Origin of the sequence: Streptomyces sp. DSM 40750, from assembly GCF_024612035.1 — a bacterium.
GTDB lineage: Bacteria > Actinomycetota > Actinomycetes > Streptomycetales > Streptomycetaceae > Streptomyces.
Genome location: NZ_CP102513.1, coordinates 10677069 through 10701180, shown reverse-complemented (window position 1 = coordinate 10701180; position 24112 = coordinate 10677069). Strand labels below are relative to the sequence as shown.

The following is a 24112-nucleotide window of genomic DNA, read 5'->3' as shown; positions in this document are numbered from 1 at the left end:
CCACCGATGCGTATTCGTTCCGTCCTCACCCTCTCGACCGCGGCGGCCGCGGGCGCCGCGCTGCTCCTCACCGCCGCCCCGCAGGGTCTGGCCGCCCAGCCTGCCGCCAAGACCCCGGTCTGCAAGGCGAAGGTCCTCAAGCTGGGGGCCAAGCAGTCCAAGGACGCGAGGGTCGTGCACATCAGCGTCAAGAACACCGGCGCCCGCACCTGCACGATCGACCGCCTCCCCGTCGTCACCTTCGGCGCCCTCGACGGGGCGGCCCTGCCGGTGCCCTCGGGCGAGAGCGGCCCGTACAAGGTCGGCGCGGGCAAGACGGTGTACGCGGCGGTCCGTACGATCGCCGACCTCAAGGACCCGGAGGCGCGTCGCGTCGGCACGATCACCGTGTCGGCCAACCCGAACTACAACGGCCGCACCTTCACCGCGAAGCAGTTGGGCACGGGCAAGAAGGTGAAGGTCTGGGAGCCGGTGACGACGTGGTGGAAGCCGTCCAAGGCCGCCGCCGACAAGGCGCTGAAGAAGGAAGTCGGCTGACCCTCGCGGCAGACGCACGGCACCGCCGAGCCCGTCGGCGCACACCTTCACCGGTGCGCGCCGACGGGCTCGGCCCTTGCCCCCTCCAGAGTGCCGGGGCCGCCCGCACCGGCTGCCGGTTTACCCCAAATGCCCGACACGCGAATCAGTCCTATCGTGAAGTCATGGAGCATGCCCTCAGTCCCGCGACCCTCACCGAACTGCGCCGTCCGCGGCCCTATCCCGCGGTGTCGGTACTGACGCCGACGCACCGCCGCGAGCCCGAGAACGCCCAGGATCCGGTCCGGCTGCGCAATGTCGTGGCCGAGGCGAAGAAGCAGCTGGAGCAGGATCCCGCGGTGACGCGGGAGCGACGCAACGACGTCGTCGAGCAGCTGGACCAGGCACTGGCCGAGGTGGACCTGACGCACGCCGAGGACGGCCTGGTGATCTTCGCGGCGCCCGGTGAACACCAGGTCTGGTCACTGGCCCGCCCGGTGCCGGAGCGCGTGGTGCTCTCGGACACCTTCCTCACCCGGAACCTGGTGGCCGCGCAGGCCGCCGAGCGGACGTTCTGGGTGCTCTCGGTCTCCTCCGACCGGGTCACGCTGTGGAACGGCGGCGGCGACCGCGTCAGCGAGGCGCACGTCGGAGGTTTCCCGCTCACCCGTGACCGCGCCAACTTCGACGCCGAGCGGCAGGAGCGCATCGGCGACCTGCCGTCCGCCTTCCGCGACGAGGACACCCGGCACTTCCTGCGCGACGCCGACACCGCCCTGGCCCGTGTGCTGCGCACGCACGACCGGCCCCTCTACGTCACCGGGGAGACGGCCGCGCTGTCCCTGCTCGAGGAGATCGGCACGGCCACCAAGGACGCCACCCACATTCCGTACGGCGGTCTCGCGCACGGCACCCCGGACGCCGTGTGGCAGGCGGTCCGGCCCCTGATCGACGCCGAGGACCGCAGGAACGTCGACACCGTGGCCCGGCGGCTCGAAGCGGCCCGTGGCCACAAGGTGTTCGCCGCCGGGGTCGACGAGGTCCGGCAGAACGCCCAGCAGGGCCGTATCCAGCTTCTGGCCGTGGAGGAGAACTACCGGGCGGCCGTCCGCGCCGACGGGGGCGGCGGCCATCTCGTCCCGGCCGAGAGCGGCGACCTCGACGTCCGCGAGGACATCGTGGACGAGATCGTCGAACGGTGCCTGGACACCGGCGCCGAGGTCCGCTTCGTCCCCGACGGCACGCTCGGCGACGCCCGGGGCATCGCGGGCGTCCTGCGGTACTGAGCGCCGGCCCGTACCCGCCGACGCCCCATCGGGCCGGGTGTCAGACACCGTCGAGGAGGGACGCCAGGCCCCGGTCGAGTGACGGGCCCAGTTCCTCTCTTCCGGCGGCGACGACGGCGTAGCTGCGCAGCAGGAAGCGCTGCAGAGCCGCCTTCTCGAACTGGAGCAGGGCCATGCCGTACGGGGAGTGCAGTTCCACCACCGTGCGGAAGCGGCCGCAGGGCCAGATGTGCACATCGCCGGCGCCGGCGGGGGCCAGCACTCCCTCTTCCAGCAGACCGCGGGAGAACGTCCAGGTCACCATGGAACCGTTCAGCGATATGTCGGCCGGGAAGTCGAGGTGCACGGCCAGCGGATCGTCGGAGGAATAGCGCAGGCTCGCGGGCACCGGGACCTCCTGGTCCTCGGCGGTGACGAGGAGGGCGCGGGCGTGCTGTTCCAGCGTGACGGTCATGAACAGTCTCCGTTTCGGGTGAAGCTCTTCCTGCGGTGCGGGCCGGCCGTGCGCCGACGTGCCTCTTCGACCTCGCTGAGGTCTTTCGCATGACGGGGCTTCCCGGATTCACCTCTGTGACCTATGTCACCCACACTCCCGGCTTCGGACGCATCCTTGGGCGTCAGCGCGGTCTGATTTACATGTGCCGCTCTATGTAACCGAGAGGGCTCGCACATATGCCCCTCGAACATGGGAATGAGAGACATGTGAATACGGCCGACGGTCCGTCAAGTCGCGTACGATCCCTACGACTTGGCCTTCCGGACGCGTACCGACTCGCCGTGGTGGACCTCACCCGCAAGGACGGTGGCATATGCCAGAAGCACCACCGCATCGTGTCTTGCCAAATCCCTTACAGGGCGTCGCGGGCTGTGCAACAGTCGTAATCGGCCCTTACGTCAGCGTTGGTCGTACCGTCCCCCATCGGAGTACGTGATGCCGTCCCATCTCTCTGCGGATCGTCCCGCCGCCCAGCCGCCCCGGCGCGGCACGGTCGACGCGCTCATCTCGCAGACCCGGCGACTGCTGGGCGACGTGGACGCCGTACGGCGTGACGCGCCCGCCGACGGAGCGGACCCGGAGGGCCGGTGGCAGCGCGCGCTCTACGATCTGGCGCTGCATCAACTCAGCGACCTCGACGACCACTTGGCCCAGCTGCGGGACGGCCCGGCCCTGCCGTCGGCCCCCGCGGCCACGGCCGACATCCCGGTGGCCCCGGTCCCGGCACCGCGGCGCGAATCGCTGCTCAGCCGGGTCGGCAGCGCCGAGTGGAATCTGCTGACGGACGAGGCGAGCTGGTCCGGGGAGCTGTATCAGATCCTCGGCCGCGACCCCGACGCCCCACCGCTCACCCTCGACGAACTGCCGGCGCTGGTGCTCGACGAGGACCGGCCGAAGCTGACGGCGATGGTCACGGACTGTCTGATCGACGCGAAACGCATCGATGGGGAGTTCCGCATCGTGCTGCCCGACGGCGGGGTGCGCACCGTGCACATGATGGGCGAGCCCGTGCTCGACGACGACGGCAGTACGGCCTCCATGTGGGCCGTACTGCGAGACGTCAGCGAACTGCGGCGCAGCCAGCGGGCGGTGAGCGAGACCCGTGACTCGCTGCACCGCCAGCGGCATATCGCGCAGACCGAGCACCGGCTCGCGGTCGAGCTGCAGGAAGCCGTGCTGCCGCCGTGGCACGGCTCCCTGCGGCTCCCGCGACAGGGACCCGAGAAGCTGGACCTGGCGGCCCACTACCTGCCCTGCTCGACAAGCGCCCTGATCGGCGGCGACTGGTACGACGCCCTCGAACTGCCGGGTGGGGAGAGTCTGTTGAGCGTCGGCGACCTCACCGGGCACGGCGTCACCGTCACCTCGGGCATGGCGATGCTGATCGGCGCGCTGCGCGGCATGGCGATGGCGGGCACCGAGCCGGGCCGGCTGATGGCCTGCCTCAACCAGTTACTGGACGTCACCGTGCAACCCGCCCTCGGCAGCGCCGTCTGCTGCCGCTACCGGCCGGCGACCCGCACCCTCGTCTGGGCGCAGGCAGGGCACCCCGCCCCGCTGCTGTTCCGCGACGGGACGGGGTGCGTGCTGACATCGCCGGACGGCGTCCTGCTCGGAGCGACCTCGGGTGCCGTCTACGGGCAGGCCGAAGTGACACTCGAGCAGGGCGATCTGCTGCTCCTGCACACCGACGGACTGGTCCCGCGGCGGGGAGGAGAGGCAGCCGTCCAGCGGCTGTTGGACCTGGCCCCACGGTTCGGCGAGGCGCGTACGGCCCAGGAGTGTGTACGGACAGTGGTGGAAGCGTTCGGCGAGACCGAGCGCGAGGACGACGCCTGTGTGCTCGTCGCCAGGGTCAGTTCCTGAAGGAGCCGGTCCCCGACGGTCACGTCGACGCGATGTCGCCCTTGTTCTTCGACGGGATCTTGGGCAGAGCGAGCTTGATCTCCTCCCGCAGGTCCTGGATCTTCGGATAGCTGGAGTACTGACCGGTGAGCCGGTACATCTGGCGCAGCCGGTCCCAGGTGCGGTGGGAGGAGTTGGTGCCCATCGACGCCAGGGCCAGGCGGGCGTAGCCGGCCGCCTGCTCCGGGTCGTCGGCGATGAAGGACGCCGAGGCCATGGAGAGGAAGTCGAAGATCTTCGACCGCTGCCGGCCGTCGACGCGCAGTTCGAGGGCCTTCTCCGCGTAGTGCTGGGCCTGCTTGGCCGCGGCCGGGTCGTGCTCCGCGAGAGTGCGGTAGGCCAGGGCCTGCATGCCGTAGAGGTCCTCCTCCTTGAACATCTGCATCCAACTGGGCGGCGGCACGTCCCCCCGGTCGGAGACGAACAGGTCCTCGGCCTGGCCCAGGGTGCGGCGCATGGCCTGGCCCTTGCCCATGGAGGCCTGTGCCCAGGCCTCGACGGTGTGGAGCATGGCCTTGGTGCGCGGCAGCACCTGCTCGCCGGAGCCGGACTGGGCGAGCTTCATGAGGTCGAGCGCCTCGTCGGGCTTGCCGAGGTGCACCAGTTGTCGGGCCGCCCGGGAGAGGGCCTCGCCGGCGCGTGGCCGGTCACCGCCCTCCCTGGCGGCGTGGGCGGCGATGATGAAGTACTTCTGGGCGGTGGGTTCGAGGCCGATGTCGTGCGACATCCAGCCGGCGAGGACGGCGAGGTTGGCGGCGACGCCCCACAGGCGCCGCTGGAGATGTTCGGGGTGGCGGTAGGAGAGCATGCCTCCCACCTCGTTGAGCTGTCCCACGACAGCCTTGCGTTGCAGCCCGCCGCCGCGGGCCGCGTCCCAGGCCCGGAACACCTCGACCGAACGCTCCAGTTCCTCGATCTCCTGCGACCCGATGGGGGCGGCCTCGTACCGGTCGAACCCAGCGGAGTCGGCGTGCAGGGGATCGTCGAGGTCGGGAGCGTCGGCGGCGAGGGCCGGATCGGTGTGCAACCAGTCGTGCATGGCGCTGCTGAGTGCGGGTCCCGCGGTGAGCGCGACGCCCGCACCCACCAAGCCGCGTCGGTTGAGCATGAGGTCCATTCCCGTGAATTCGGTGAGGACCGCAGCAGTCCGTTCGGGCGCCCACGGCACACCGTCGGGATGTTCCACATTCCCGTCGCCCTGCCGTTTCCCCGTACGCCCGTGCCGGACCAGACCGAGGTCCTCGATGGTCACGACACGGCCGAGACGCTCGGTGAACAGCGCCGCCAGCACCCGCGGCACGGGATCGCGCGGGATCTCTCCCATGTCGATCCACCGCCGCACCCGTGAGGTGTCGGTCGCCAGCTGAGGGTGGCCCATGGCCGCCGCCTGCCGGTTGACCAGCCTCGCGAGCTCTCCCTTCGACCAGCCGGCCAGGCCGAACAGGTCTCCAAGTCGGGTGTTGGGTTGTCCGCCCACGTCAAGCCCCCAGGTTCTCGGCTGAGTTGAATGTAGCCCGCTGTCAGTTGCTCGGGGACTATTCGCCAGGCTTCGCCAGGGTGCGCTACATGGTCTGCCACGGCCCATCCGGTGTCAGGTAGGAAAGCGCCACCCCGACCCGGTCGCCCCGACGGGCACTCCCCAGGGTGTCCCCGGACGGCCGGGGCGGGTAGCGCGTGACATTGCCGGCACACGAAGGGATCTGTTTTCCCCCATGTACGCAGCATCGTCCTCCGTGTCCGCTCCTCCCCGGTCGCTGCACTCCCGCCAGCCGGGCAGCGGCGGCCCCTACCTTGACCCCACACGCACGGCGGCCCCGGTACTGGGTGCCGGCCGGACGCGGCGCGTGCCGGGGCTCGGCACCCAACCGCTCAGCGGGAGAGTCGACTTGTCCGGCCCTCAGGGCGCGCAGCTGCGCACGGCGATCGCTTCGGTGCATCGCATCTGCCCGGAGTTCACTCCGGTCCAGGTGCTGCGCCGAAGCGGCCGCTCGGTGCTGCTCGTCGGTACGACAGGGCGCAGCACGGCCGTCGCCAAGTGTTTACTGGACCACTCCCCCATCTGGGAGGAGCGGCTCCGGCATGAAATAGCCGCATACCGCTCGTTCGTCCGGCACCGCCCGCCGGTGCGGGCGCCGAGGCTGATCGCGGCGGACCCGGACAACTGCACCTTGGTCATCGAGCGGATGCCGGGCCGGGTGGCCGCTCTGCGGCGGCATCCGGTGGAGGCGCCACCGCGCGCCGACATCCGGGCGGCGCTCGGCGCGATCTGCCGGCTCAACGCGTGGCGGCCACCGGCAGGGACGTTCGAGGCCCCGCTGAATTACGCGGAGCGGATCTCCCGTTTCCATGAGCTGGGTCTGCTCACCGACCGGGACATGGGCGATCTGCAGAAGCTCCTGCATGGCATCGCGCATGCGTCGGGCCGTCAGGGCATGGGCCAGTTCTGTCACGGCGACGCCCTCCTGTCGAACATCCTGCTCTCACCGGCCGGTCCAGTGCTGGTGGACTGGGAGCACGCGGGCTGGTATCTGCCGGGGTACGACCTGGCGACGCTGTGGGCGGTGCTCGGAGACGCCCCGGTGGCGCGGCGGCAGATCAGTCAGCTGGCGCAGTCGGCGGGGCCGGCCTCGCGTGACGCGTTCCTGGTGAACCTGATGCTCGTACTGACCCGTGAGATCCGTACCTACGAGACGGCCGTGCAGCGTTCGATGCGCGACTCGACCCCGGCGGCACCGGGCCCCGCCCACCCGGCTGCCGCGCCGTCCGGCGAGGAACAGCGGCTGCTGCTCAGGCGGCTGCACGACGACTGTCAGCTGGCCCGCAAGGCCGTACGGGCGGCGGTCGGCACTCGCTGAGGGGAAAGGAAGGTCCGCGGTGCGTCCTGGAACAGGGGCGCGCCGCGGACCTTCGTCATGTCAGGGAAGGCAATCACCGAGGAACCAGCCCTCCTCCGGGCATGATTGACGGATCGTCGGCCGACCGATAGCACTGGTGCACTCCCCCACGCTCGGTTTCGCTCGCGCGGGGGACCCAGGCCCCGCACGCCCCGCCAACGCCCCACCGTTCCAGGAGGCCGCCTTGCGAGGATCCCCCACCGACCGCAGGCCCACCCCGCACCACAGACGTCTCCGCAGAACGGCGGTCGCCGCAGCCCCGGCGGTGTTGCTGCTGCCCCTGCTGGGCGCGGCCCCGCCCGCCGGCCAGTCGTCCTCCTCTCCGGCCCGTCTGCAGGGCGCCTTCACCGCCGCGGCCGCGCGGTACGACGTACCACGCAGCGTTCTGCTCGGCGTCTCCTATCTCCAGTCCCGCTGGGACGCGCACGGCGGCGCGGCCAGCGTCACCGGCGGCTACGGCCCCATGCATCTCACCGACGCGCGTACGGCTCTGGCCGAGGCCCCGCACCACAGCGAGGGCACGGAGGACGCGCGGGGCGACGACTCCCGGGCACGGCTGGTGCCCGAGGCGGATCTGCCCCAGCCTTCCGGACTCCCGGCCCGGCTGAGGACGTTGACGAAGGCGGCCGAGCTGACCGGTCTGCCCGCAGAGGCGCTGCGCACGGACGCCGAGGCCAATGTGGCGGGCGGTGCCGCGCTGCTCGCCGACGCGCAGCGGGAGCTCGGCGCGGAGCCGAGTACCGATCCGGCGGACTGGTACGGGGCGGTGGCGCGCTTCTCGGGCGCCGACGACCGGGCGACGGCGGCGGCGTACGCGAACGAGGTGTTCGCGGTGATCCGCGACGGCGCCGGGCGCGTCACGGACGCCGGCCAGCGGGTGACGCTCGCCGCCGAGCCGGATCTGCGCCCCGACACCGGGCAGTTGTCCCGGGCCGGGCTGCGCGCGGCGGCCGTGGACGGCACGGAGTGTCCGAGGACGGTGTCCTGCGAGTGGATCCCGGCGCCTTACGAGGAGTTCGGCGACAACGACTACGGCAACCACGACCTGGCGGACCGGCCGAAGTCGCAGAGCATCCGGTACATCGTCGTCCATGACACCGAGGCCACCTGGGACACGACGCTGAAGCTGGTCCAGGACCCGACCTATGTGTCGTGGCACTATTCGCTGCGCTCCACGGACGGGCACATCGCCCAGCACGTCAAGAACAAGGACGTGGGCTGGCACGCCGGCAACTGGTACGTCAACGCCAAGTCGATCGGTCTGGAGCACGAGGGGTTCCTGGCCTCGCCGGACGCCTGGTACACGGAGGCGATGTACCGCACGTCGGCGCGGCTGGTGAAGTACCTCGCCGAGAAGTACCGCATCCCGTTGGACCGCCGGCACATCCTGGGCCACGACACCGTGCCCGGCCCGACGACGGCGACGATCCCGGGGATGCACACCGATCCGGGCCCGTACTGGGACTGGCGGCACTACTTCGAACTGCTGGGCAAACCGTTCGGCCCGACGTCCGGAAAGAACGGTTCCCTGGTCACCATCCTCCCGAACTACCCCGACAACCGGCCCGAGTTCACCGGCTGCGCGACCGGGGGTGAGCCCTGCGCGGTGCACGGCTCCAGCGCCGTTCGCCTGTACAGCGAGCCCGATGTGACCTCGCCCCTGATCAAGGACGTCGGCCTGCGGCCGGGCGGCGGCGACTCGACGATCGATGTGAACGACCTCGGTTCGCGGGTCTCCACCGGCCAGCAGTACGCGGTCGCCGGGCGGCAGGGCGACTGGACGGCGATCTGGTACCTGGGGCAGAAGGCCTGGTTCCGGAATCCGAAGGGGCGGCCGACGGCGGTCGGCGCGGCCGGTCCGGTCGTCACGCCCAGGCAGGGCCTCGCCGAGATCCCGGTGTACGGCCGCGCCTACCCGGAGCAGGAGGCGTACCCGGCGGGCGTGCCCGCGCAGGCGGTGTCCCCGCTGCCGTACAAGCTCCTCAAGGGCCAGAAGTACGCCGCTGGGGACCGGGTGCCGGGCGAGTACTACTACGCCGTCGGCTTCGACACGAGCGGACACAGGGTCGTGGTCGGCGAGGACCTCTACTACGAGATCCAGTTCGGTCACCGGGTGGCGTTCGTGCGGGCGGCGGATGTGCGGGTGCTGCCGGCCGCGTGAGGTCGAGGCCGCCTGGGGCACGACGAAGGGCCGGGTGCGAGCCCGGCCCTTTCGTCTTCGTCCCCGTTGTGCTCTCAGCCCTGCTGGAACAGCTCCGCCGGGAGTGGCTTGAGCAGGGCGTACAGGTCGTCGGTGATGGGGCGGTCCCAGGCGGCGATGGTCACCAGGACGTTGTCGCTGCGGTCGAACTGGACGCAGGAGATCCGGGACTCGGAGAGCTTGAGGCGGCGCACGATCAGCAGGTTGTCGCCCTGCATCACCGGCATGTCCTCGGCGCCGACGACGGTGATGTCCTCCTCGTTCTCCAGCGCGATCAGCAGCTGGGCCACCTCGAAGGGGACCTCGCCGTCGGCGACCTCGCGCGCCGGGGAGCCCTCCGGGAGGTTGCCGATGATCATCGCGGGGCCGCGGCCGCCGTAGAGGTCGTAACGCAGGAAGACGCCCTGGCAGCTGCCGTCGGGGGCGGGCAGCAGGCCGGCGCCGAGATTGCCCGGCCAGTCGCCCGGGTCCATGGCCAGTACGTCGAAGTCGGGACCGGCAGGGGTGGCGCTGCGGCGGCGGAGGAAGGACATGCCGCCATGGTACGTGCCCGGAGGTGCTCGGTGTCGGGTGGGCGAGGCTATTGCGGGGGCCGATCCGGGGTCCGGTGCGGTCACCCGTGCGGAGGCTGTCAGCCCAGCGCCGGGCCGGTCCGGCAGGGGCCGTGGGCCGTCCCGCCCCGGCCGGCGGTGAGCGGGGTTCCGCGGCCGTTCCGGGCTCGCGCCGCCTGCTCCGGGCACCACGGCGCGTGCCCGGCGCGGGGCGGCGAGGCCTGTTCGGCGGTTTCCGACCGGCCTACCGGGCGGAGGACAGTCGCGTGGACGGCTGACCGGCGATCTTCTTGTGCCGCTCGTGGTGGCGGGCGACGCGGGCGCGGTTGCCACAGGACGGCTTGCACCACTCCTGACGCGGGTGCTCCTTGAGGAAGTAGCTCACGCAACGTGGCGCGTGACAGGCGCGCAGCCGCTGCCGCTCCGGGCTGGTGAGGAAGGCGACGGCGGCGCGGGCGAGCGCGGCGGCGAGCGGGTCGTCGCCGGTGGCGGGTTCGTGACGTACGACGGGTTCGGCGTCGGGGCCCCAGGAGAGCACCGGGACGGTCGGGGTCAGGGCGGCGGCCCCGTTGAGGCGCGCCAGCGCCTCGGGGACGGGCAGCAGCCGGCCGGCGTCGGCCGGGCTGGGCTCGCCGGGGCTGACGGCACGGGCGAACAGGGCCCGGACGGCGGCGCGGAGATCGCGTACGGCGGTGAGCGCGGCCTCGTCGGCGGTGAAGCCGGGGGCGGTCGGCAGGGCGTCCGGGTGTGCCCGGACCCAGGTGGTGAGTCCCGTGGGTTCGGTCAGGTCGTCGGCGACACCGCCGCTGCCGTCGTGGCGGACGGTCAGGGCCAGGTCCAGGGCGAGCCGCGCGTCCGCGCTGATCGAGTACTCCATGAGCCTAATGATAGGCGAGCAGTCATCCATTAATTCGAGTCGGATGGAATTCGGGAAGGAAATTCCGAGCAGTCGGGCCCTTGTGGGAATTCTGGACAATTGCGGGGGAATTTTGGCACGGTGAGGCGAAGCGGCCCGCAAATCGAACGCGTGGCCGATTCATTCTGGGGGTTCAGTCATGCCACCCGCACACCTCGCACCGGACGTCGCCGCCTTCTACGCCACGCAGAGCGCGTTCACCGACCCGGGCGATCTCACTCCGCGCTACACCGACCTGCCGCGCGATCCGGCTCGACTCGCCCGTGTCGCACGGGATCTGATGATCCATCGGGGCGAGGGGGAGACATTCCGCTACGCCACCCCGCAGGACCGGCTGCACAACGACGCCGAGACGCGCTACCTCGACGACATCCTGCGGATCGTCGTCGGGCGAAACGACGCGCCGCTGTCGCACCGCCGCGAACCCGAGGACCGTTTCGTCGGGGTCTGCCGCGACTTCTCGCTGCTGCACTGCTCGCTCCTGCGCCACATGGGTGTGCCCGCCCGGCTCCGGTCCGGCTTCGCCACGTATTTCGGCGACAACGGCTTCCACGCCGACCACGTGGTCACCGAGTACTGGGACCCGGCGCGGGGCTGGCTCTTCGCCGACGCACAGTTGACGGAGCCCCTGATCGCCGACGCCTGGAAGATCGACTTCGATCCGATGGACGTGCCGCGCGACCGCTTCCTCGTCGCGGGCAAGGCGTGGCAGGCCATCCGGGCCGGTGAGGCGGACCCCGGGACGTTCGGCCTCCACCCGCCGGCGGAGGGGCCGCTGAACGGGGAGTGGTTCGTGGCGGGCAACGTCCGGCTCGACCTCGCGGACCTGAACAAGGTCGAGACGCTGCTGTGGGACATCTGGGGGACGGAGACCGAGGCCGGCCAGGAACTCGTGGAGCCGGTCCGCGAGCTGTACGACGAGGTCGCGCCGGTGGTGGGTGACGAGGTGGACTTCGCCGCGGCGCGCGAGTTGTTCGCGGGCCACGAGGGGCTGCGGACACCGCGGACCGTGCTGTCGCTGGCGCCGTACAACGGCCCGTGCGAGGTCACCCTCCGCTGACCGCCCGGCCCCGGAGCGCTTCTCCCGCTCCCAGTCGGTGGGCGGCCCCGGCCGCCCACCGACTGAAACCGGGCGGCCGCTCAGGTCAGGTCGAACTCGCCCTCGCGGGCCCCCGACACGAAGGCGCCCCACTCGGCGGGGGTGAAGATCAGCGAGGGGCTCTCGGGGCTGCCGCTGTTGCGCATGGCGATGAAGCCCTCGACAAAGGCGATCTGGACATCTCCCCGCCCCTGGCTGCTGGACCGCCAGTCCGCCTTGCTGAGGTCCAGTTCCGCCGGCTTGTGCCAGCCGTCGAGCGATCGCTGCTCCATGGTGCTCTCGGCCACGTCCGTGCTCCTCCCGGTTCGTCGTCCGCCCGCCAGACTAGCGATCGACCACGACCGCCGACAGGCCACGTGAGAGGAAGGTTCACGAGGTGGGCGGCTCGGCGCCCACGAGCCACATCGAGAAGAACTGCGATCCGCCGCCGTAGGCATGCCCGAGCACCCGGCGGGCGCCCGCCACCTGGTGTTCTCCCGCCAGCCCCCGCACCTGGAGCGCCGCCTCAGCGAAACGGATCATGCCGGAGGCACCGATGGGATTGGTGGACAGCACCCCGCCGGACATGTCGACCGGAAGATCCCCGTCCAGCTCGGTGACGCCGGACTCGGTGAGCTTCCAGCCCTCCCCCTCGTCGGCGAAACCGAGGTTCTCCAGCCACATCGGCTCGTACCAGGAGAACGGCACATACATCTCCACCGCGTCGATCTCCCGGCGCGGATCCGCGATCCCCGCCTGCCGGTACACGTCCGCCGCACACTCCCGCCCCGCACGCGGCGACACACTGTCCTTGCCCGCGAACAGCGTCGGCTCGCTGCGCATCGCGCCCCCGTGCATCCACGCGGCAGGGCGGGGCGCCCGGACCGCCCCCGCGCGGTCGGTGAGGACCATCGCGACGGCTCCGTCGGAGGACGGGCAGGTCTCCGAGTAGCGGATCGGATCCCACAGCATGGGCGAGGCCTGGACCTTCTCCAGCGTGATGTCGTGCTCGTGGAGATGGGCGTACGGGTTCTTGAGCGCGTTGCGGCGGTTCTTGTACGCCACCAGGGAGCCGACGGTGTCGGGGGCGCCGCTGCGCCGCATGTACGCCCGCACATGCGGGGCGAAGAAGCCGCCCGCGCCGGCCAGCAGCGGCTGCTGGAACGGGATCGGCAGGGACAGGCCCCACATGGCGTTCGACTCGGACTGCTTCTCGAACGCCAGGGTCAGTACGGTCCCGTGGATGCGGGCGGCGACCAGGCTCGCGGCGACCAGCGCGGTCGATCCGCCCACCGAGCCCGCCGTGTGCACCCGCATCATGGGTTTACCGACGGCGCCGAGCGCGTCCGCGAGGTAGAGCTCGGGCATCATGACGCCCTCGAAGAAGTCGGGCGCCTTGCCGATGACGACGGCCTCGATGTCGGCCCACGTCAACTCGGCGTCGTCGAGGGCCCGTCGGGCGGCCTCACGTACGAGCCCGGCGATCGACACGTCCCGGCGCGCCGCCACATGCTTGGTCTGGCCGACCCCTACGACGGCCACGGGCTCCTTGCTCATCGCGGATCCCCTTCGAGTACGGCGACCAGGTTCTGTTGCAGACAGGGGCCGGAAGTGGCGTGCGCCAGCGCCCGGTCGGACTCACCCCGGTGGATGCGCGCGGCGGCCTCACCGATCCGGATGAGCCCGGCGGCCATCACCGGGTTGGCGGCCAGGGCCCCGCCCGAGGGGTTGACACGCACCCTGTCGTCGAGCCCCAGTACCTCGCGCAGGATCACCTCCTGGGAGGTGAACGACGCATGCAACTCGGCGGTGTCCACGGGCCGCTCGAAGGCTCCGGCCTGCTCGGCGGCGAGGCGGGTGGAGGGCGAGTCGGTCAGCTCGCGTACGCCGATGCCATGGGCCTCGATCCGGTGGTCGATGCCCCGGATCCAGGCGGGCCGCTCGCACAGGTCCCGGGCCCGCTCGCCCGCCGCGAGGACCACGGCGGCGGCCCCGTCACCGACCGGCGAGCAGTCCCCGGTGCGCAGCGGCCGTACGAGGTACTCCCCCTGCGGTACCGAACCCCTCAGCTGCGCATGGGAGTTGGCGACGGCGTCCGCGCGGCTGCGCGCCCCGACCGCCGCCAGCGCCGGCTCGTCCGTGCCGCCGGCGTCGATGAGCGCCTGCGCCTGGAGGGCGGCGAGGGCGACGGAGTCGGGCCACAGCGGCGCCACGTAGTAGGGGTCGAGCTGGCGGGTCAGTACGTCGCGCACCGACCCGGGCGAGGACTTGCCGTACGCATAGACGAGCGCGGTGTCCGCGTCCCCCGTCTGGAGCTTCACCCAGGCCTCGTACAGCGCCCACGCCCCGTCCATCTCGACGTGCGACTCGGAGATCGGCGGCCAGGCGCCCACGCCGTCGAGAGCGAGGGTGAAGGAGAAGGCGCGGCCGGCGAGGTAGTCGCTGGAGCCGGAGCAGGTGAAGCCGATGTCGGACGTCTTCAACCCCGTCTGCTCCAGGACCCGGTGCAGCACCGGCATGAGCATCTCCACCTCGGAGAGCTCGTCGCTGGTGCGACGGTGGTCGGTCTGGGCGAAGGCGACGACGGCGATCTCCCGGTTCACAACAGCTCCTTGAACGTGTCGTACTCGGCGTCCGGCTCGCCGGTGGGCCGGTAGTGGTCGGGGTAGCGAGCGCCTTCCGTCCACACGGGTTCGACGCGCAGGCCGATCCGCACCTGGTCGTAGGGGATGCCGGCGATTCGGCCGTGCAGGGCGAGGTCGGCACCGTCGAGGGCGATGTGGGCGTATACGTAAGGCACCTCTATGTCGAGGTTCTTCGCCTTGATGTTGACGATGCAGAACGTGGTCACCGTGCCGCCCGGCCCGACCTCCACCTGCTCGGCCGTGGCCACCCCGCAGGTGGGGCAGGCGCCCCTCGGCGGTACGTACACCTTGCGGCAGGAGGGGCAGCGCTCGCCCACGTTGCGGCGCTCGGCGAGGGCGTTGATGTAGCCGGTCTGGGCGCGGCCGGGCGAGTAGGTGTAGTCGAGGCGGGCGGGGGCGACGATCCCGGTGACGGGGTCGGCGAACTCGCCGCTGTGGCCCGCCGGTTCAACCGGATCGCCGTCGTACGCCTCGAAGCAGGCGATGTCCGTGATGGCACCGGAGCGTTCCTCGGCCCAGCGGACGCGGACGCGCATGCCGGTGCGTACGGCGTCGGGTCCGGGGGCGTCGAGGGCGTGGAGCAGGGCCGTATCGGCGCCGTCGAGCCGCACCAGGGCCCAGGCGAAGGGGGTGTCGAGGGGCTGGCCGCGGCGCGGCTCGTGGTTCCAGGCCCAGGTGGTGACCGTGCCGGTGGGGGCGACCTCGACCAGGTCGCGAATCTCCTCGGCCGTGACGGGGTCGTACTCGACGGGCGGTACAAGAACCCGCCCGTCACCGGTACGCACACCGAGAACGACGCGTTCGCGCAGCCCGGTGAGGAAGGCGCTCTGAACGGGCCCGAGGGAGCGGGTGAAAGGGAACTCGACGGTAAGGGGTGCCTTGAGGGTTGCGGACATCGGGGCTTGCCTCCTTCAAGAGGGGGGCGACAAACGCGCCCCGTCAGGGGCGCGGGGAACTGCGCGACCAGCCACAAACGGCCCGCAGTCGACACACGACCTCCCAGCGGAACGCCTACGCCCGCTTGTAGACAGGCGGCCGCTTCTCGGTAAACGCCCGAGCCCCCTCCTTCGCATCATCCGTGTCAAAGATGGGCCACCCCCGCTTCAGTTCGGCGGCCAGCCCGTCCGCTTCCGTCATCTCGGCCGTCTCGTACACCGACGCCTTCACGGCCTCCACGGCCAGCGGTCCACACGCGTTGATCTGCTCGGCGATCTCCAGGGCCTTGGCCAGGGCCGTGCCGTCGGGCACGACATGCCCGATCAGCCCCACACCGGCGGCCTCGCGCGCGCTGTACGGCCGCCCGGTGAGCAGCATCTCCAGAGCGTGCGTGCGCGGGATCTGCCGCTGGAGGCGGACCGTGGAACCGCCGATCGGGAAGAGCCCGCGTTTGACCTCGAAGAGGCCGAACGTCGCCGACTCGCCAGCGACCCGGATGTCGGTGCCCTGGAGGATCTCGGTGCCGCCCGCGACGCAGTACCCCTCGACCGCGGCGATCACCGGCTTGCGCGGCCGGTGGTGGCGGAGCATCGCCTTCCAGTGCAGATCGGGGTCGGCCTTGAGCCGGTCCCGGTACTGCTGGCCCTCCATCCCCTTGCCCGCGAGGGCCTTGAGGTCCATCCCGGCGCAGAAGGCACCACCGGCTCCCGTGAGGACGATCGAGCGGACCGTGTCGTCCTCGTCGGCCTCGACCCAGCCGTCGTGGAGGCCGACGAGCATCGGCAGCGAGAGCGCGTTCTTGGCCTCGGGCCTGTTGAGCGTGAGCACCAGTGTGGCGCCTTCGCGCCGCAGGGTCAGGTGTTCCGTACCACCCATCGCGGTCCTCCCTCTCCGTCCCGCCTTCGGAACGAGAACAGGTTGCAGGAGGCGCCGAAGCACTTCAAGGGTTTTCTGACAGGTAGTCAGATTTATTGTGCGCGGACCCTTCACAGTTGTGCCGCCCTTTGCTCTGATGACCGACAGCCGGTGGAGAGCGAGGTCAGGAGGAGCGCGGTGGAGTACAACCTTGCCGACCTGTTCGAGTCGGTCGTCGACGTGGTCCCCGACCGGGCGGCGCTCGCGTACCTCGACATCCCCGGTACGGGCGCGGAGCGCCGGCTGACGTACGCGGAACTGGACGCGGCGGCCAACCGCGTCGGGCACCATCTGCTCGACAGCGGGATCAAGCCCGGCGAGCACGTGGGGCTGCATCTCTACAACGGCATCGAGTATCTGCAGACCGCGCTCGGCTGCCTCAAGGCGCGGATCGTGCCGGTCAACGTCAACTATCGGTATGTGGAAGAGGAGTTGGTCTACCTCTACCGGGACGCGGATCTGACGGGCCTGGTCTTCGACACGGAGTTCACGGGGCGGGTGGCGGCCGCGCTGCCGCGGACGGAGATGCTGCGGCATCTGGTGCGGGTGGGGGCCCCCTCGCCGGACGCGCCCGCGCTCGAGGTCGTCGACTTCACCGAGGCGGAGGCATCCGCGTCGGCCGAACGGGGCTTCCCGGCCCGCTCGGGCGACGACCAGTTCATCATCTACACGGGCGGTACGACGGGCATGCCCAAGGGCGTGATGTGGCGTCAGGAGGACCTGTTCTTCTCGGGGTTGGGCGGCGGCGCGCCGACCGGGGAGCCGGTGAAGGTGCCGGAGGAGCTGGCCGAGCGGGTCGCGGCCGGTGGTGACGGGATCACGTTCTTCCCCACCGCCCCGCTGATGCACGGTACGTCCACGCTCACGGCGTTCATCGGGTTCAACTTCGGCCAACGGGTCGTGATCCACCGCAAGTTCGTGCCCGAGGAGGCCCTGCGGACGATCGAGAAGGAGAAGGTCACCAGTGTCTCGCTGGTCGGCGACGCGATGCTGCGGCCGCTCATCGACGCGCTGAACGGCCCGATGAAGGGGACGGACTGTTCGTCCCTGTTCAGTGTGTCGTCCTCCGGCGCGATCATGTCGGAGACGGTCCGGCGGCAGTTCCAGGCGCTGGTGCCGAACGCGATGCTGCTGAACAACTTCGGCTCGTCCGAGTCCGGCTTCAACGGCACGGCGACGGCGGACTCGGGCGCGGGCGACGGTTTCCGCATCCGCGTCCACTCCCGTACGCAGGTCGTGGATCCGGCGACGTACGAGCCCGTCCCGGCCGGTGTGCCGGGCCGGGTCGCCCAGCGCGGCCATGTCCCCCTCGGCTACTACAACGACCCGAGGAAGACCGCCGAGACCTTCTTCGAGCGGGACGGCGAACGCTGGGTGCTCCTCGGCGACATGGCGACCGTCGACGAGGAGGGCGTCGTCACGGTCCTCGGCCGGGGTTCGCAGTGCATCAACACCGGCGGCGAGAAGGTGTACCCGGAGGAGGTCGAGCAGGCCCTCAAGGCCCACCCCGACGTGTACGACGCGCTGGTCGCCGGGGTGCCGGACGCCCGCTGGGGCAACCACGTCGCGGCCGTGGTGCAGCTGCGGGCGGGCGCGGCCCAGCCGTCCCTGGAGGACATCCAGACCCACTGCCGTACCCGCCTCGCCGGCTACAAGATCCCCCGCCAGCTGGTCCTCACCGACACCATCCAGCGCTCCCCCAGCGGCAAGGCGGACTACCGGTGGGCACGGTCGGTGGCGGCGGCCGCGAACGCGTGAGCCCGGCCGGGAACCGTCAGCGCCCGTCGAGGAAGGCCGTGACACGCCGTACGAACCACTCGGGGTCGTCGAGCCACGGGAAGTGGCCGCCGCCCGGCTGGACCGTGAACTGCGCGTCGGGGAAGAGGGCGGCCGTGCGGCGGGCGAGGGCGGGGGTCGGGCCGCCGTCGAGTTCGGCCGCATAGACCAGGACCGGGGCGGACAGTTCGGCGAGTGCGGCCCGGGTGGCGGGCGGGTCGTAGGCGCCCGCGGAGCCGTAGACGGCGGCCGCCTCGTCGTTGGTCTGTTGCTCCTCGGCGGCCATGTGAGCGCGGGCGGCGTCGTCCCAGCGGCCGTAGAAGAAGGGCATCATGTCGTCGTCGAAGGGGCCGTGGCCGGTCCACGCCGCCTCGAAGGCCGGGTACGCCTCGGCGAACCACGGTTCGTCCTTCCGAAGGCTCGCGGCGGCGAGGCGGTCCTCCGCGGTCACCGGCAGGCCCACCGCCCAGGGGGTGGCGGCGATCAGCGCCAGGCGGGACACCCGCTCAGGGTGGCGGGCCGCGTAGAGCATGGCGAGGTTGCCGCCGGCCGAGTGGGCGAGCAGGTCCAGGCGCTCCAGGCCCAGGTGGGCGCGGAGCGCCTCCACGTCGTCGACCTGGCGGTCGCAGCGGTACGTCGCCGGGTCGGCCGGCACCGCGGAGTCACCCGTGCCGCGCAGGTCCAGCAGGACCAGGCGGCGGTGGGCGGTGAGCCCGCCCACGTCGCCCAGGTAGGCGGAGGCGCGCATGGCTCCGCCGGGGAGGACGATCAGTGGGGCGCCCTCGCCGCGCAGGTGGTGGGCGAGTTCGGTTCCGTCGGGTGCGGTGAAGGTCGGCATGCCGTCGATCCTCTTGCCGGGTGCCGTCCACCGCAACGCGATTCGCCGGTGAGGGCCGGGGTCAGATCTGCGCGAATCGGTCCCGCAGCTCCCGCTTGAGGATCTTGCCGCTCGCGTTGCGCGGCAGCTCGTCCACGAACAGGATCTTCTTCGGCGCCTTGAAGTGGGGGAGCTTCTCGCGCGCGTGGGCGATGAGTTCGTCCTCCGTGGCCTCGCCCCGGCGTACGACGACCGCTGTGACGGCCTCGATCCAGTGGTCGTCGGGCAGGCCGATCACCGCGACCTCGGCGACCTGGCCATGGGTGTAGAGCGCGTCCTCGACCTGGCGGGAGGCGATCAGTACGCCGCCGGAGTTGATGACGTCCTTCACCCGGTCGACGACGGTGAAGAACCCCTCGGCGTCGCGCACGGCGAGGTCCCCGGAGTGGAACCAGCCGTCGCGGAAGGCCTCGGCGGTCTCCTCCGGCTTCTCCCAGTAGCCCTCGCAGAGTTGCGGGGACTGGTAGACGATCTCGCCGGGAGTGCCGTCGGGCACGTCCGTGCCCTCCTCGTCGACGACCCTGGCCTCGACGAACATGACGGGGCGTCCGCAGGAGTCCATGCGGCCCTTGTGCTCGTACGGGCCGAGGACCATGGACAGGGGGCCGATCTCGCTCTGTCCGAAGCAGTTGTGGAAGGCGAGCTTGGGCAGGCGCTCCTTGAGCCGTTCGAGGACGGGCACCGGCATGATCGACGCCCCGTAGTAGGCCTTGCGGAGGCCGCTGAGGTCGCGGGTCTCGAAGTCGGGGCGGTTGGCGAGGGCGATCCACACCGTGGGCGGGGCGAAGAGGCTGTCGGCTCGGCCCTGCTCGACGAGGTCGAGGATCCGGTCGCCGTCGGGTGCGTCGAGGATCGTGTTCGTGGCGCCGACCGCGAGGTACGGCACCAGGAACACGTGCATCTGCGCGGAGTGGTAGAGCGGCAGGGAGTGCACGGGCAGGTCGCCGGCCTGGAGGTCGAGGGCGGTGATCGCGCTGAGGTATTCGTGCACCAGGGCGCGGTGCGTCATCATCGCGCCCTTGGGCAGGGCGGTGGTGCCGGAGGTGTAGAGGAGCTGGGCGAGGTCCTCGGCGCGGGGTTCCTCGCCGTCGTACGGCTCCGTGTCGGCGAGTCGGGCGAGGAGTGAGTCGCCGGCGTCCCGCAACGGCAGGGTGCGGGTGCCCTCGGGGAGGTTCCCGGCGAGGTCGGGGTCGGTCAGGACGAGGGTGCTGCCGGACTGGTCGAGGAGGTACGACAGGTCGTCGCCGGTGAGGTTCTGGTTGACCGGTACGTGGACCAGGCCGGCGCGGGCGGCGGCCAGGAAGGCGATGAGGTAGGCGTCCGAGTTGTGGCCGTAGGCGGCGACCCGGTCGCCCGGCACGAGTCCGGTGTCGCGCAGGGCGCGGGCGGCGCGGGAGACGGCGTCGTCCAGTTCGGCGTAGGTCCAGGACCGTTCGCCGTAGTGGATGGCGACGCGGGCGGGGGTGCGCCGCGCGCTGCGCCGCAACGTTCCGTCGACCGTCACGCTGCGACCAGCCGTCATGATTCATGCTCCTTCGTCCACGGTTCTGACGCGATCCTCGGTCCGTCGCGCGAGCGAGGTCAAGCACACCACCCACCTGGCCGGAACCCGGCACGCATGGCGTGAAGTGGCTCAACTTCACCCCCTGGGGCGCGAGTCAATCAGAGGGAAGATCGATCACACGTATGGATTACGCACCTTTGCATTGACACGCTCAACCGTCCCTTCCCTCACTGACGTTGGGAGGCTCCATGCGCACCCGTCTGAGACAGCTCGTGGTCTCGGCCGTCGCCCTGTTCACCGCCTCGGCCGTACTGCCGTCGGCCACCGCCGCCGATGGCGATCGGGCCAGTGGGCAACGCCCGTCCCACGGTGGCCCGTCCGCCGTGATCCGCTACACCGAGTACGGCATTCCGCACATCGTCGCGAAGGACTACGCGGGCATCGGCTTCGGTACCGGTTGGGCGCAGGCCGCCGACCAGGTCTGTGTCCTCGCCGACGGCTTCGTGACGCTGCGCGGCGAACGCTCCCGCTGGTTCGGCGCCGACGGCACCACGGACGGTTCACTCTCGGGGGCACGCAGCAACCTCGGCAGCGATCTGTACTTCCGTGGCGTCCGCGAGACGCGCACGGTGGAGAAGGCGCTCGCCGAGCCCGCTCCCGCGGGCCCGAGCCGCGAGGCACGGGACATGATGCGCGGCTGGGCGGCGGGCTACAACGCCTGGCTGAAGCAGAACGAGATCACCGATCCCGCCTGCAAGGGCGCCTCCTGGGTCGAGCCGGTCACCGAACTGGATGTGGCCGCCCGTGGCCTCGCCATCGCCGCGATCTCCGGTGAGGGGCGCCTGGTGGAGGCGATCACGACCGCGCAGCCGCCGACCGGGACGGTCACCGGCTCCGGCTCCCCCGCCGTGCGCGGGTCCAGTGCGAAGGCCGTCGCCGCAGCGGCGGACGACGTGTGGGGCACCGGTGACATGGGCTCGAACGCGGTCGCCTTCCGCGGCGACACCACGGCGAACGGGCGAGGTCTGCTGCTCGGCAACCCGCACTACCCGTGGCAGGGCGGGCGCCGCTTCTGGCAGGCGCAGCAGACGATCCCCGGCGAACTCAACGTCTCCGGGGGGACCCTGCTCGGCATGCCCACGATCTCCGTCGGCTTCAACGCCGACGTGGCGTGGAGCCACACCGTCTCCACCGGTATCCCGGCCAACTTCCACGAGCTGACGCTGGATCCGGCCGACCCGACGACGTATCTGGTGGACGGCAAGCCGGAGAGGATGACGAAGCGGACCGTGACCGTCGCGGTCAAGGGCGGCGCCCCGGTGACCCGCACCCAGTGGTGGACCCGTTACGGCCCGGTGGTCAACGCGATCAACGCGCAGACCCCGCTGCCGTGGACCTCCACGACGGCGTACGCCCTCAACGACCCCAACGCCGCGAACCTTCGCTTCCCCGACACATCCCTCGGCTTCGGCAAGGCGCGGAGCACGGACGACGTCCTCGGCTCCCTCGCGGAGCATCAGGGACTCCCCTGGGTGAACACCGTCGCCGCCGACCGCGCGGGGCACACCCTCTTCACCCAGTCGCAGGTGCTGCCCCGTATCACCGACGACCTGGTGGAAGGCTGCTCCACGGCGCTCGGCAGGACCACGTATCCGGTGTCCGGGGTCGCGGTCCTCGACGGCTCGCGCGGCGACTGCGCCCTCGGCCGCGACGAGGACGCCGTGCAGTCGGGGATCTTCGGCCCCTCCCGGATGCCGACGCATCGGAACACCCCGTACGTGGAGAACTCGAACGACTCCGCCTGGCTGGCCAACGCCGATCAGCCGATCACCGGCTACGAGCGGATCTTCGGCCCTGTCGGCACCCAGGCCGGGCTGCGTACCCGGGGGGCGATCGAGGACGTGGCGGCGATGGCCGAGAGGGGCGATCTGACCGTACGGGACCTGCAGAGGCAACAGCTCGCGAACCGCGTGCCGGCGGGTGATCTCGCGGCCGCCGACGTGGCACAGGCGTGCGCCGCGCTGCCCGGCGGCACCGCGACCGGCAGCGACAACAAGACCGTCGACGTCTCCGAGGCCTGCGGAGTGATCGAGGCCTGGGACCGCACCATGGACACCGGCAGCCGGGGCGCGCTCCTGTTCGACCGGTTCTGGCGGAAGCTGCCGTCCTCGCCCCAGCTGTGGAAGGTGCCGTTCTCGGCGGCCGACCCGGTCCGTACGCCCCACACGTTCAACCCGGACGTGCCCGGCTTCGCCAGGGCCCTCGCCGACACGGTGACGGAACTGCGGGCCGCGGGCATCCCGCTGGACGCGAAGCTCGGCGACCACCAGTTCGTGGTCCGCGGCGGCGAGCGCATTCCGATACCGGGCGGCTCGGGGAGACTCGGTGTGTGGAACGTGATCGAGCCGACGTGGAACCCGACCAGCGGCGGCTACGGCGAGGTGCCGTTCGGCTCCAGCCACATCCAGGCGGTCGGCTGGGACGGCAGCCGCTGCCCGGTGGCCCGCACGCTGCTGACGTACTCGCAGTCCTCCAACCCGAACTCGCCGCACCATCTCGACCAGACGCGGCTGTTCTCGGCGGAGAAGTGGGTGACGTCCCGGTTCTGCGAGAAGGACATCCTGTCCTCGCCGAAACTGAAGGTGGTCCGCGTCAGCGAGTGAGCGAAGGGGTGGTGCCGCCCCGCTCGGGGCGGCACCATGCCCTTGGCATATAACCGTTCCTCATGAGGAGGCCGCCCGGTGGCGCAGGACTCGTTACGCCCGGAGACGGATTCGACCGCCAAGATCGACACCACGGTGCCGCACTCGGCCCGTATCTGGAACTACTGGCTCGGCGGCAAGGACAACTACCCCGTCGACCACGCGGCCGGCGACGCCTTCCGCGCCGTGTTCCCCGGCATCACCGATCTCGCCCGCGACTCCCGGGCCTTCCTCGGCCGGGCGGTGACCTACCTCGCGGGGGAAGCGGAGGTACGCCAGTTCCTCGACATCGGCACCGGTCTGCCGACGGCGGACAACACACACGAGATCGCGCAGCGGGTGGCCCCGGACGCGCGGATCGTCTACGTGGACAACGACCCGCTGGTCCTGACCCACGCGCGGGCGCTGCTCACCAGCACCGCCGAGGGGGCGACCGACTACATCGACTCCGATCTGCACGACCCCGCGACCGTGCTGCGGGAGGCGGCGAAGACCCTGGATCTCTCCCAGCCGGTCGCGCTGACGCTGATGCAGGTCAGCGGGCACATCGCCGACTACGCCGAGGCGCGCGCCATCGTCGGCACGCTGATGGCCGCCCTGCCGTCGGGCAGCTGGTTCGCGTTCAACGACAGCGTCGACACGAACGAGGCGAACGCCGAGGCCACCCGCCTCTACAACGAGAGCGGCGCCGTCCCCTACCACCTGCGCAGCCCGGCCGAACTCGCCGGATTCTTCGAGGGCTTGGAGCTGTTGGCGCCGGGGGTGGTGCCGTTGAACGACTGGCGGCCGGACCCGGCGGCGTCCGATGGCGGCTCCGGCGAGGTGATCGCGGTGGGCGGGGTCGCGCGCAAGCCGTGACGCTCGCGCGCGACCGGGCTGGAGGACCGTCTGCTCCCGGCCGTCCCTTCACTACGG

20 protein-coding genes are annotated in these 24112 nt (G+C 71.2%); 9 read left to right on the top strand and 11 right to left on the bottom strand.

The window, feature by feature from the left end; all coding sequences use genetic code 11:
- The first annotated feature begins 6 nt into the window (after positions 1-6).
- Entirely contained in the window at positions 7-537 is a 531-nt protein-coding gene (locus JIX55_RS46760) for a DUF4232 domain-containing protein (protein WP_257561822.1), read from the top strand.
- Between the two features lie 164 nt (positions 538-701).
- Complete coding sequence (locus JIX55_RS46755) at positions 702-1802, top strand: baeRF3 domain-containing protein (RefSeq protein WP_257561823.1); 1101 nt, start codon at positions 702-704, stop codon at positions 1800-1802.
- 40 nt (positions 1803-1842) lie between these two features.
- Here the strand turns inward: JIX55_RS46755 and JIX55_RS46750 are convergent, their stop codons facing one another.
- Positions 1843-2256, bottom strand: a complete 414-nt coding sequence (locus JIX55_RS46750) for an SsgA family sporulation/cell division regulator (protein ID WP_257561824.1) — start codon at positions 2254-2256, stop codon at positions 1843-1845.
- Positions 2257-2733: 477 nt separating this feature from the next.
- On the opposite strand from JIX55_RS46750, the gene JIX55_RS46745 reads away from it, so the two are divergent.
- Complete coding sequence (locus JIX55_RS46745) at positions 2734-4164, top strand: PP2C family protein-serine/threonine phosphatase (protein ID WP_257561825.1); 1431 nt, start codon at positions 2734-2736, stop codon at positions 4162-4164.
- Positions 4165-4183: 19 nt separating this feature from the next.
- On the opposite strand, the gene JIX55_RS46740 is transcribed toward JIX55_RS46745, so the two are convergent.
- Positions 4184-5680: a DNA-binding protein NsdB gene (locus tag JIX55_RS46740; RefSeq protein WP_257561826.1), complete on the bottom strand. Its 1497-nt coding sequence runs from the start codon at positions 5678-5680 to the stop codon at positions 4184-4186.
- Between the two features lie 235 nt (positions 5681-5915).
- Between JIX55_RS46740 and JIX55_RS46735 the strand changes: the two genes are divergently transcribed.
- Positions 5916-7058 carry an aminoglycoside phosphotransferase family protein gene (locus JIX55_RS46735; protein WP_257561827.1) on the top strand — a complete coding sequence of 381 codons (1143 nt, stop codon included), beginning with the start codon at positions 5916-5918 and terminating at the stop codon, positions 7056-7058.
- A 223-nt stretch (positions 7059-7281) separates the two neighbouring features.
- Positions 7282-9258 carry an N-acetylmuramoyl-L-alanine amidase gene (locus tag JIX55_RS46730; protein ID WP_257561828.1) on the top strand — a complete coding sequence of 659 codons (1977 nt, stop codon included), beginning with the start codon at positions 7282-7284 and terminating at the stop codon, positions 9256-9258.
- 74 nt (positions 9259-9332) lie between these two features.
- On the opposite strand, the gene JIX55_RS46725 is transcribed toward JIX55_RS46730, so the two are convergent.
- A complete protein-coding gene (locus JIX55_RS46725; protein ID WP_257561829.1) occupies positions 9333-9830 on the bottom strand; it encodes a hypothetical protein in 498 nt (165 codons plus the stop codon).
- A gap of 262 nt (positions 9831-10092) precedes the next feature.
- Complete coding sequence (locus tag JIX55_RS46720; protein WP_257561830.1) at positions 10093-10725, bottom strand: CGNR zinc finger domain-containing protein; 633 nt, start codon at positions 10723-10725, stop codon at positions 10093-10095.
- A gap of 178 nt (positions 10726-10903) precedes the next feature.
- Here JIX55_RS46720 and JIX55_RS46715 point away from each other — a divergent pair, with 178 nt between their 5' ends.
- Positions 10904-11824, top strand: a complete 921-nt coding sequence (locus JIX55_RS46715) for a transglutaminase-like domain-containing protein (RefSeq protein WP_257561831.1) — start codon at positions 10904-10906, stop codon at positions 11822-11824.
- 80 nt (positions 11825-11904) lie between these two features.
- Here the strand turns inward: JIX55_RS46715 and JIX55_RS46710 are convergent, their stop codons facing one another.
- The 5 genes from JIX55_RS46710 to JIX55_RS46690 form a co-directional block, all read right to left on the bottom strand.
- A complete protein-coding gene (locus JIX55_RS46710) occupies positions 11905-12150 on the bottom strand; it encodes a DUF397 domain-containing protein (protein WP_257549707.1) in 246 nt (81 codons plus the stop codon).
- Positions 12151-12232: 82 nt separating this feature from the next.
- Complete coding sequence (locus JIX55_RS46705) at positions 12233-13399, bottom strand: thiolase domain-containing protein (protein ID WP_257561832.1); 1167 nt, start codon at positions 13397-13399, stop codon at positions 12233-12235.
- Positions 13396-14445 carry a thiolase domain-containing protein gene (locus JIX55_RS46700; RefSeq protein WP_257561833.1) on the bottom strand — a complete coding sequence of 350 codons (1050 nt, stop codon included), beginning with the start codon at positions 14443-14445 and terminating at the stop codon, positions 13396-13398. Before JIX55_RS46700 ends, JIX55_RS46705 begins: the two co-directional genes overlap by 4 nt.
- Positions 14442-15383, bottom strand: coding sequence for a Zn-ribbon domain-containing OB-fold protein (locus tag JIX55_RS46695; protein WP_257561834.1), 942 nt, complete (start codon positions 15381-15383; stop codon positions 14442-14444). The genes JIX55_RS46700 and JIX55_RS46695 overlap by 4 nt, the downstream gene beginning before the upstream one ends.
- 115 nt (positions 15384-15498) lie before the next feature.
- Positions 15499-16299 (bottom strand): crotonase/enoyl-CoA hydratase family protein, encoded by an 801-nt coding sequence (locus JIX55_RS46690; protein WP_257561835.1) that lies wholly within the window; start codon positions 16297-16299, stop codon positions 15499-15501.
- Positions 16300-16476: 177 nt separating this feature from the next.
- Between JIX55_RS46690 and JIX55_RS46685 the strand changes: the two genes are divergently transcribed.
- Positions 16477-18096 (top strand): acyl-CoA synthetase, encoded by a 1620-nt coding sequence (locus tag JIX55_RS46685; protein WP_257561836.1) that lies wholly within the window; start codon positions 16477-16479, stop codon positions 18094-18096.
- Between the two features lie 16 nt (positions 18097-18112).
- Here the strand turns inward: JIX55_RS46685 and JIX55_RS46680 are convergent, their stop codons facing one another.
- Together JIX55_RS46680 and JIX55_RS46675 are read right to left on the bottom strand one after the other, a co-directional pair.
- Positions 18113-18952, bottom strand: a complete 840-nt coding sequence (locus JIX55_RS46680; protein ID WP_257561837.1) for an alpha/beta fold hydrolase — start codon at positions 18950-18952, stop codon at positions 18113-18115.
- A gap of 61 nt (positions 18953-19013) precedes the next feature.
- On the bottom strand, positions 19014-20513 hold the full coding sequence (locus tag JIX55_RS46675) for an acyl-CoA synthetase (RefSeq protein WP_257561838.1): 1500 nt from the start codon (positions 20511-20513) through the stop codon (positions 19014-19016).
- 230 nt (positions 20514-20743) lie between these two features.
- Between JIX55_RS46675 and JIX55_RS46670 the strand changes: the two genes are divergently transcribed.
- Both JIX55_RS46670 and JIX55_RS46665 read left to right on the top strand, forming a co-directional pair.
- Positions 20744-23158, top strand: a complete 2415-nt coding sequence (locus JIX55_RS46670) for a penicillin acylase family protein (protein WP_257561839.1) — start codon at positions 20744-20746, stop codon at positions 23156-23158.
- Between the two features lie 78 nt (positions 23159-23236).
- Positions 23237-24055: an SAM-dependent methyltransferase gene (locus tag JIX55_RS46665; RefSeq protein ID WP_257561840.1), complete on the top strand. Its 819-nt coding sequence runs from the start codon at positions 23237-23239 to the stop codon at positions 24053-24055.
- The last annotated feature ends 57 nt before the right edge of the window (positions 24056-24112 follow it).

Excerpts from the sequence above, each read along its gene's own strand:
- JIX55_RS46670 (WP_257561839.1), top strand. The coding sequence starts at position 20,744 with ATGCGCACCCGTCTGAGACAGCTCGTGGTCTCGGCCGTCGCCCTGTTC.
- JIX55_RS46735 (WP_257561827.1), top strand. The coding sequence starts at position 5,916 with ATGTACGCAGCATCGTCCTCCGTGTCCGCTCCTCCCCGGTCGCTGCAC.
- JIX55_RS46720 (WP_257561830.1), bottom strand. The coding sequence starts at position 10,725 with ATGGAGTACTCGATCAGCGCGGACGCGCGGCTCGCCCTGGACCTGGCC.
- JIX55_RS46750 (WP_257561824.1), bottom strand. The coding sequence starts at position 2,256 with ATGACCGTCACGCTGGAACAGCACGCCCGCGCCCTCCTCGTCACCGCC.
- JIX55_RS46690 (WP_257561835.1), bottom strand. The coding sequence starts at position 16,299 with ATGGGTGGTACGGAACACCTGACCCTGCGGCGCGAAGGCGCCACACTG.
- JIX55_RS46745 (WP_257561825.1), top strand. The coding sequence starts at position 2,734 with ATGCCGTCCCATCTCTCTGCGGATCGTCCCGCCGCCCAGCCGCCCCGG.
- JIX55_RS46725 (WP_257561829.1), bottom strand. The coding sequence starts at position 9,830 with ATGTCCTTCCTCCGCCGCCGCAGCGCCACCCCTGCCGGTCCCGACTTC.
- JIX55_RS46705 (WP_257561832.1), bottom strand. The coding sequence starts at position 13,399 with ATGAGCAAGGAGCCCGTGGCCGTCGTAGGGGTCGGCCAGACCAAGCAT.
- JIX55_RS46675 (WP_257561838.1), bottom strand. The coding sequence starts at position 20,513 with ATGACGGCTGGTCGCAGCGTGACGGTCGACGGAACGTTGCGGCGCAGC.
- JIX55_RS46695 (WP_257561834.1), bottom strand. The coding sequence starts at position 15,383 with ATGTCCGCAACCCTCAAGGCACCCCTTACCGTCGAGTTCCCTTTCACC.
- JIX55_RS46760 (WP_257561822.1), top strand. The coding sequence starts at position 7 with ATGCGTATTCGTTCCGTCCTCACCCTCTCGACCGCGGCGGCCGCGGGC.
- JIX55_RS46715 (WP_257561831.1), top strand. The coding sequence starts at position 10,904 with ATGCCACCCGCACACCTCGCACCGGACGTCGCCGCCTTCTACGCCACG.
- JIX55_RS46755 (WP_257561823.1), top strand. The coding sequence starts at position 702 with ATGGAGCATGCCCTCAGTCCCGCGACCCTCACCGAACTGCGCCGTCCG.
- JIX55_RS46680 (WP_257561837.1), bottom strand. The coding sequence starts at position 18,952 with ATGCCGACCTTCACCGCACCCGACGGAACCGAACTCGCCCACCACCTG.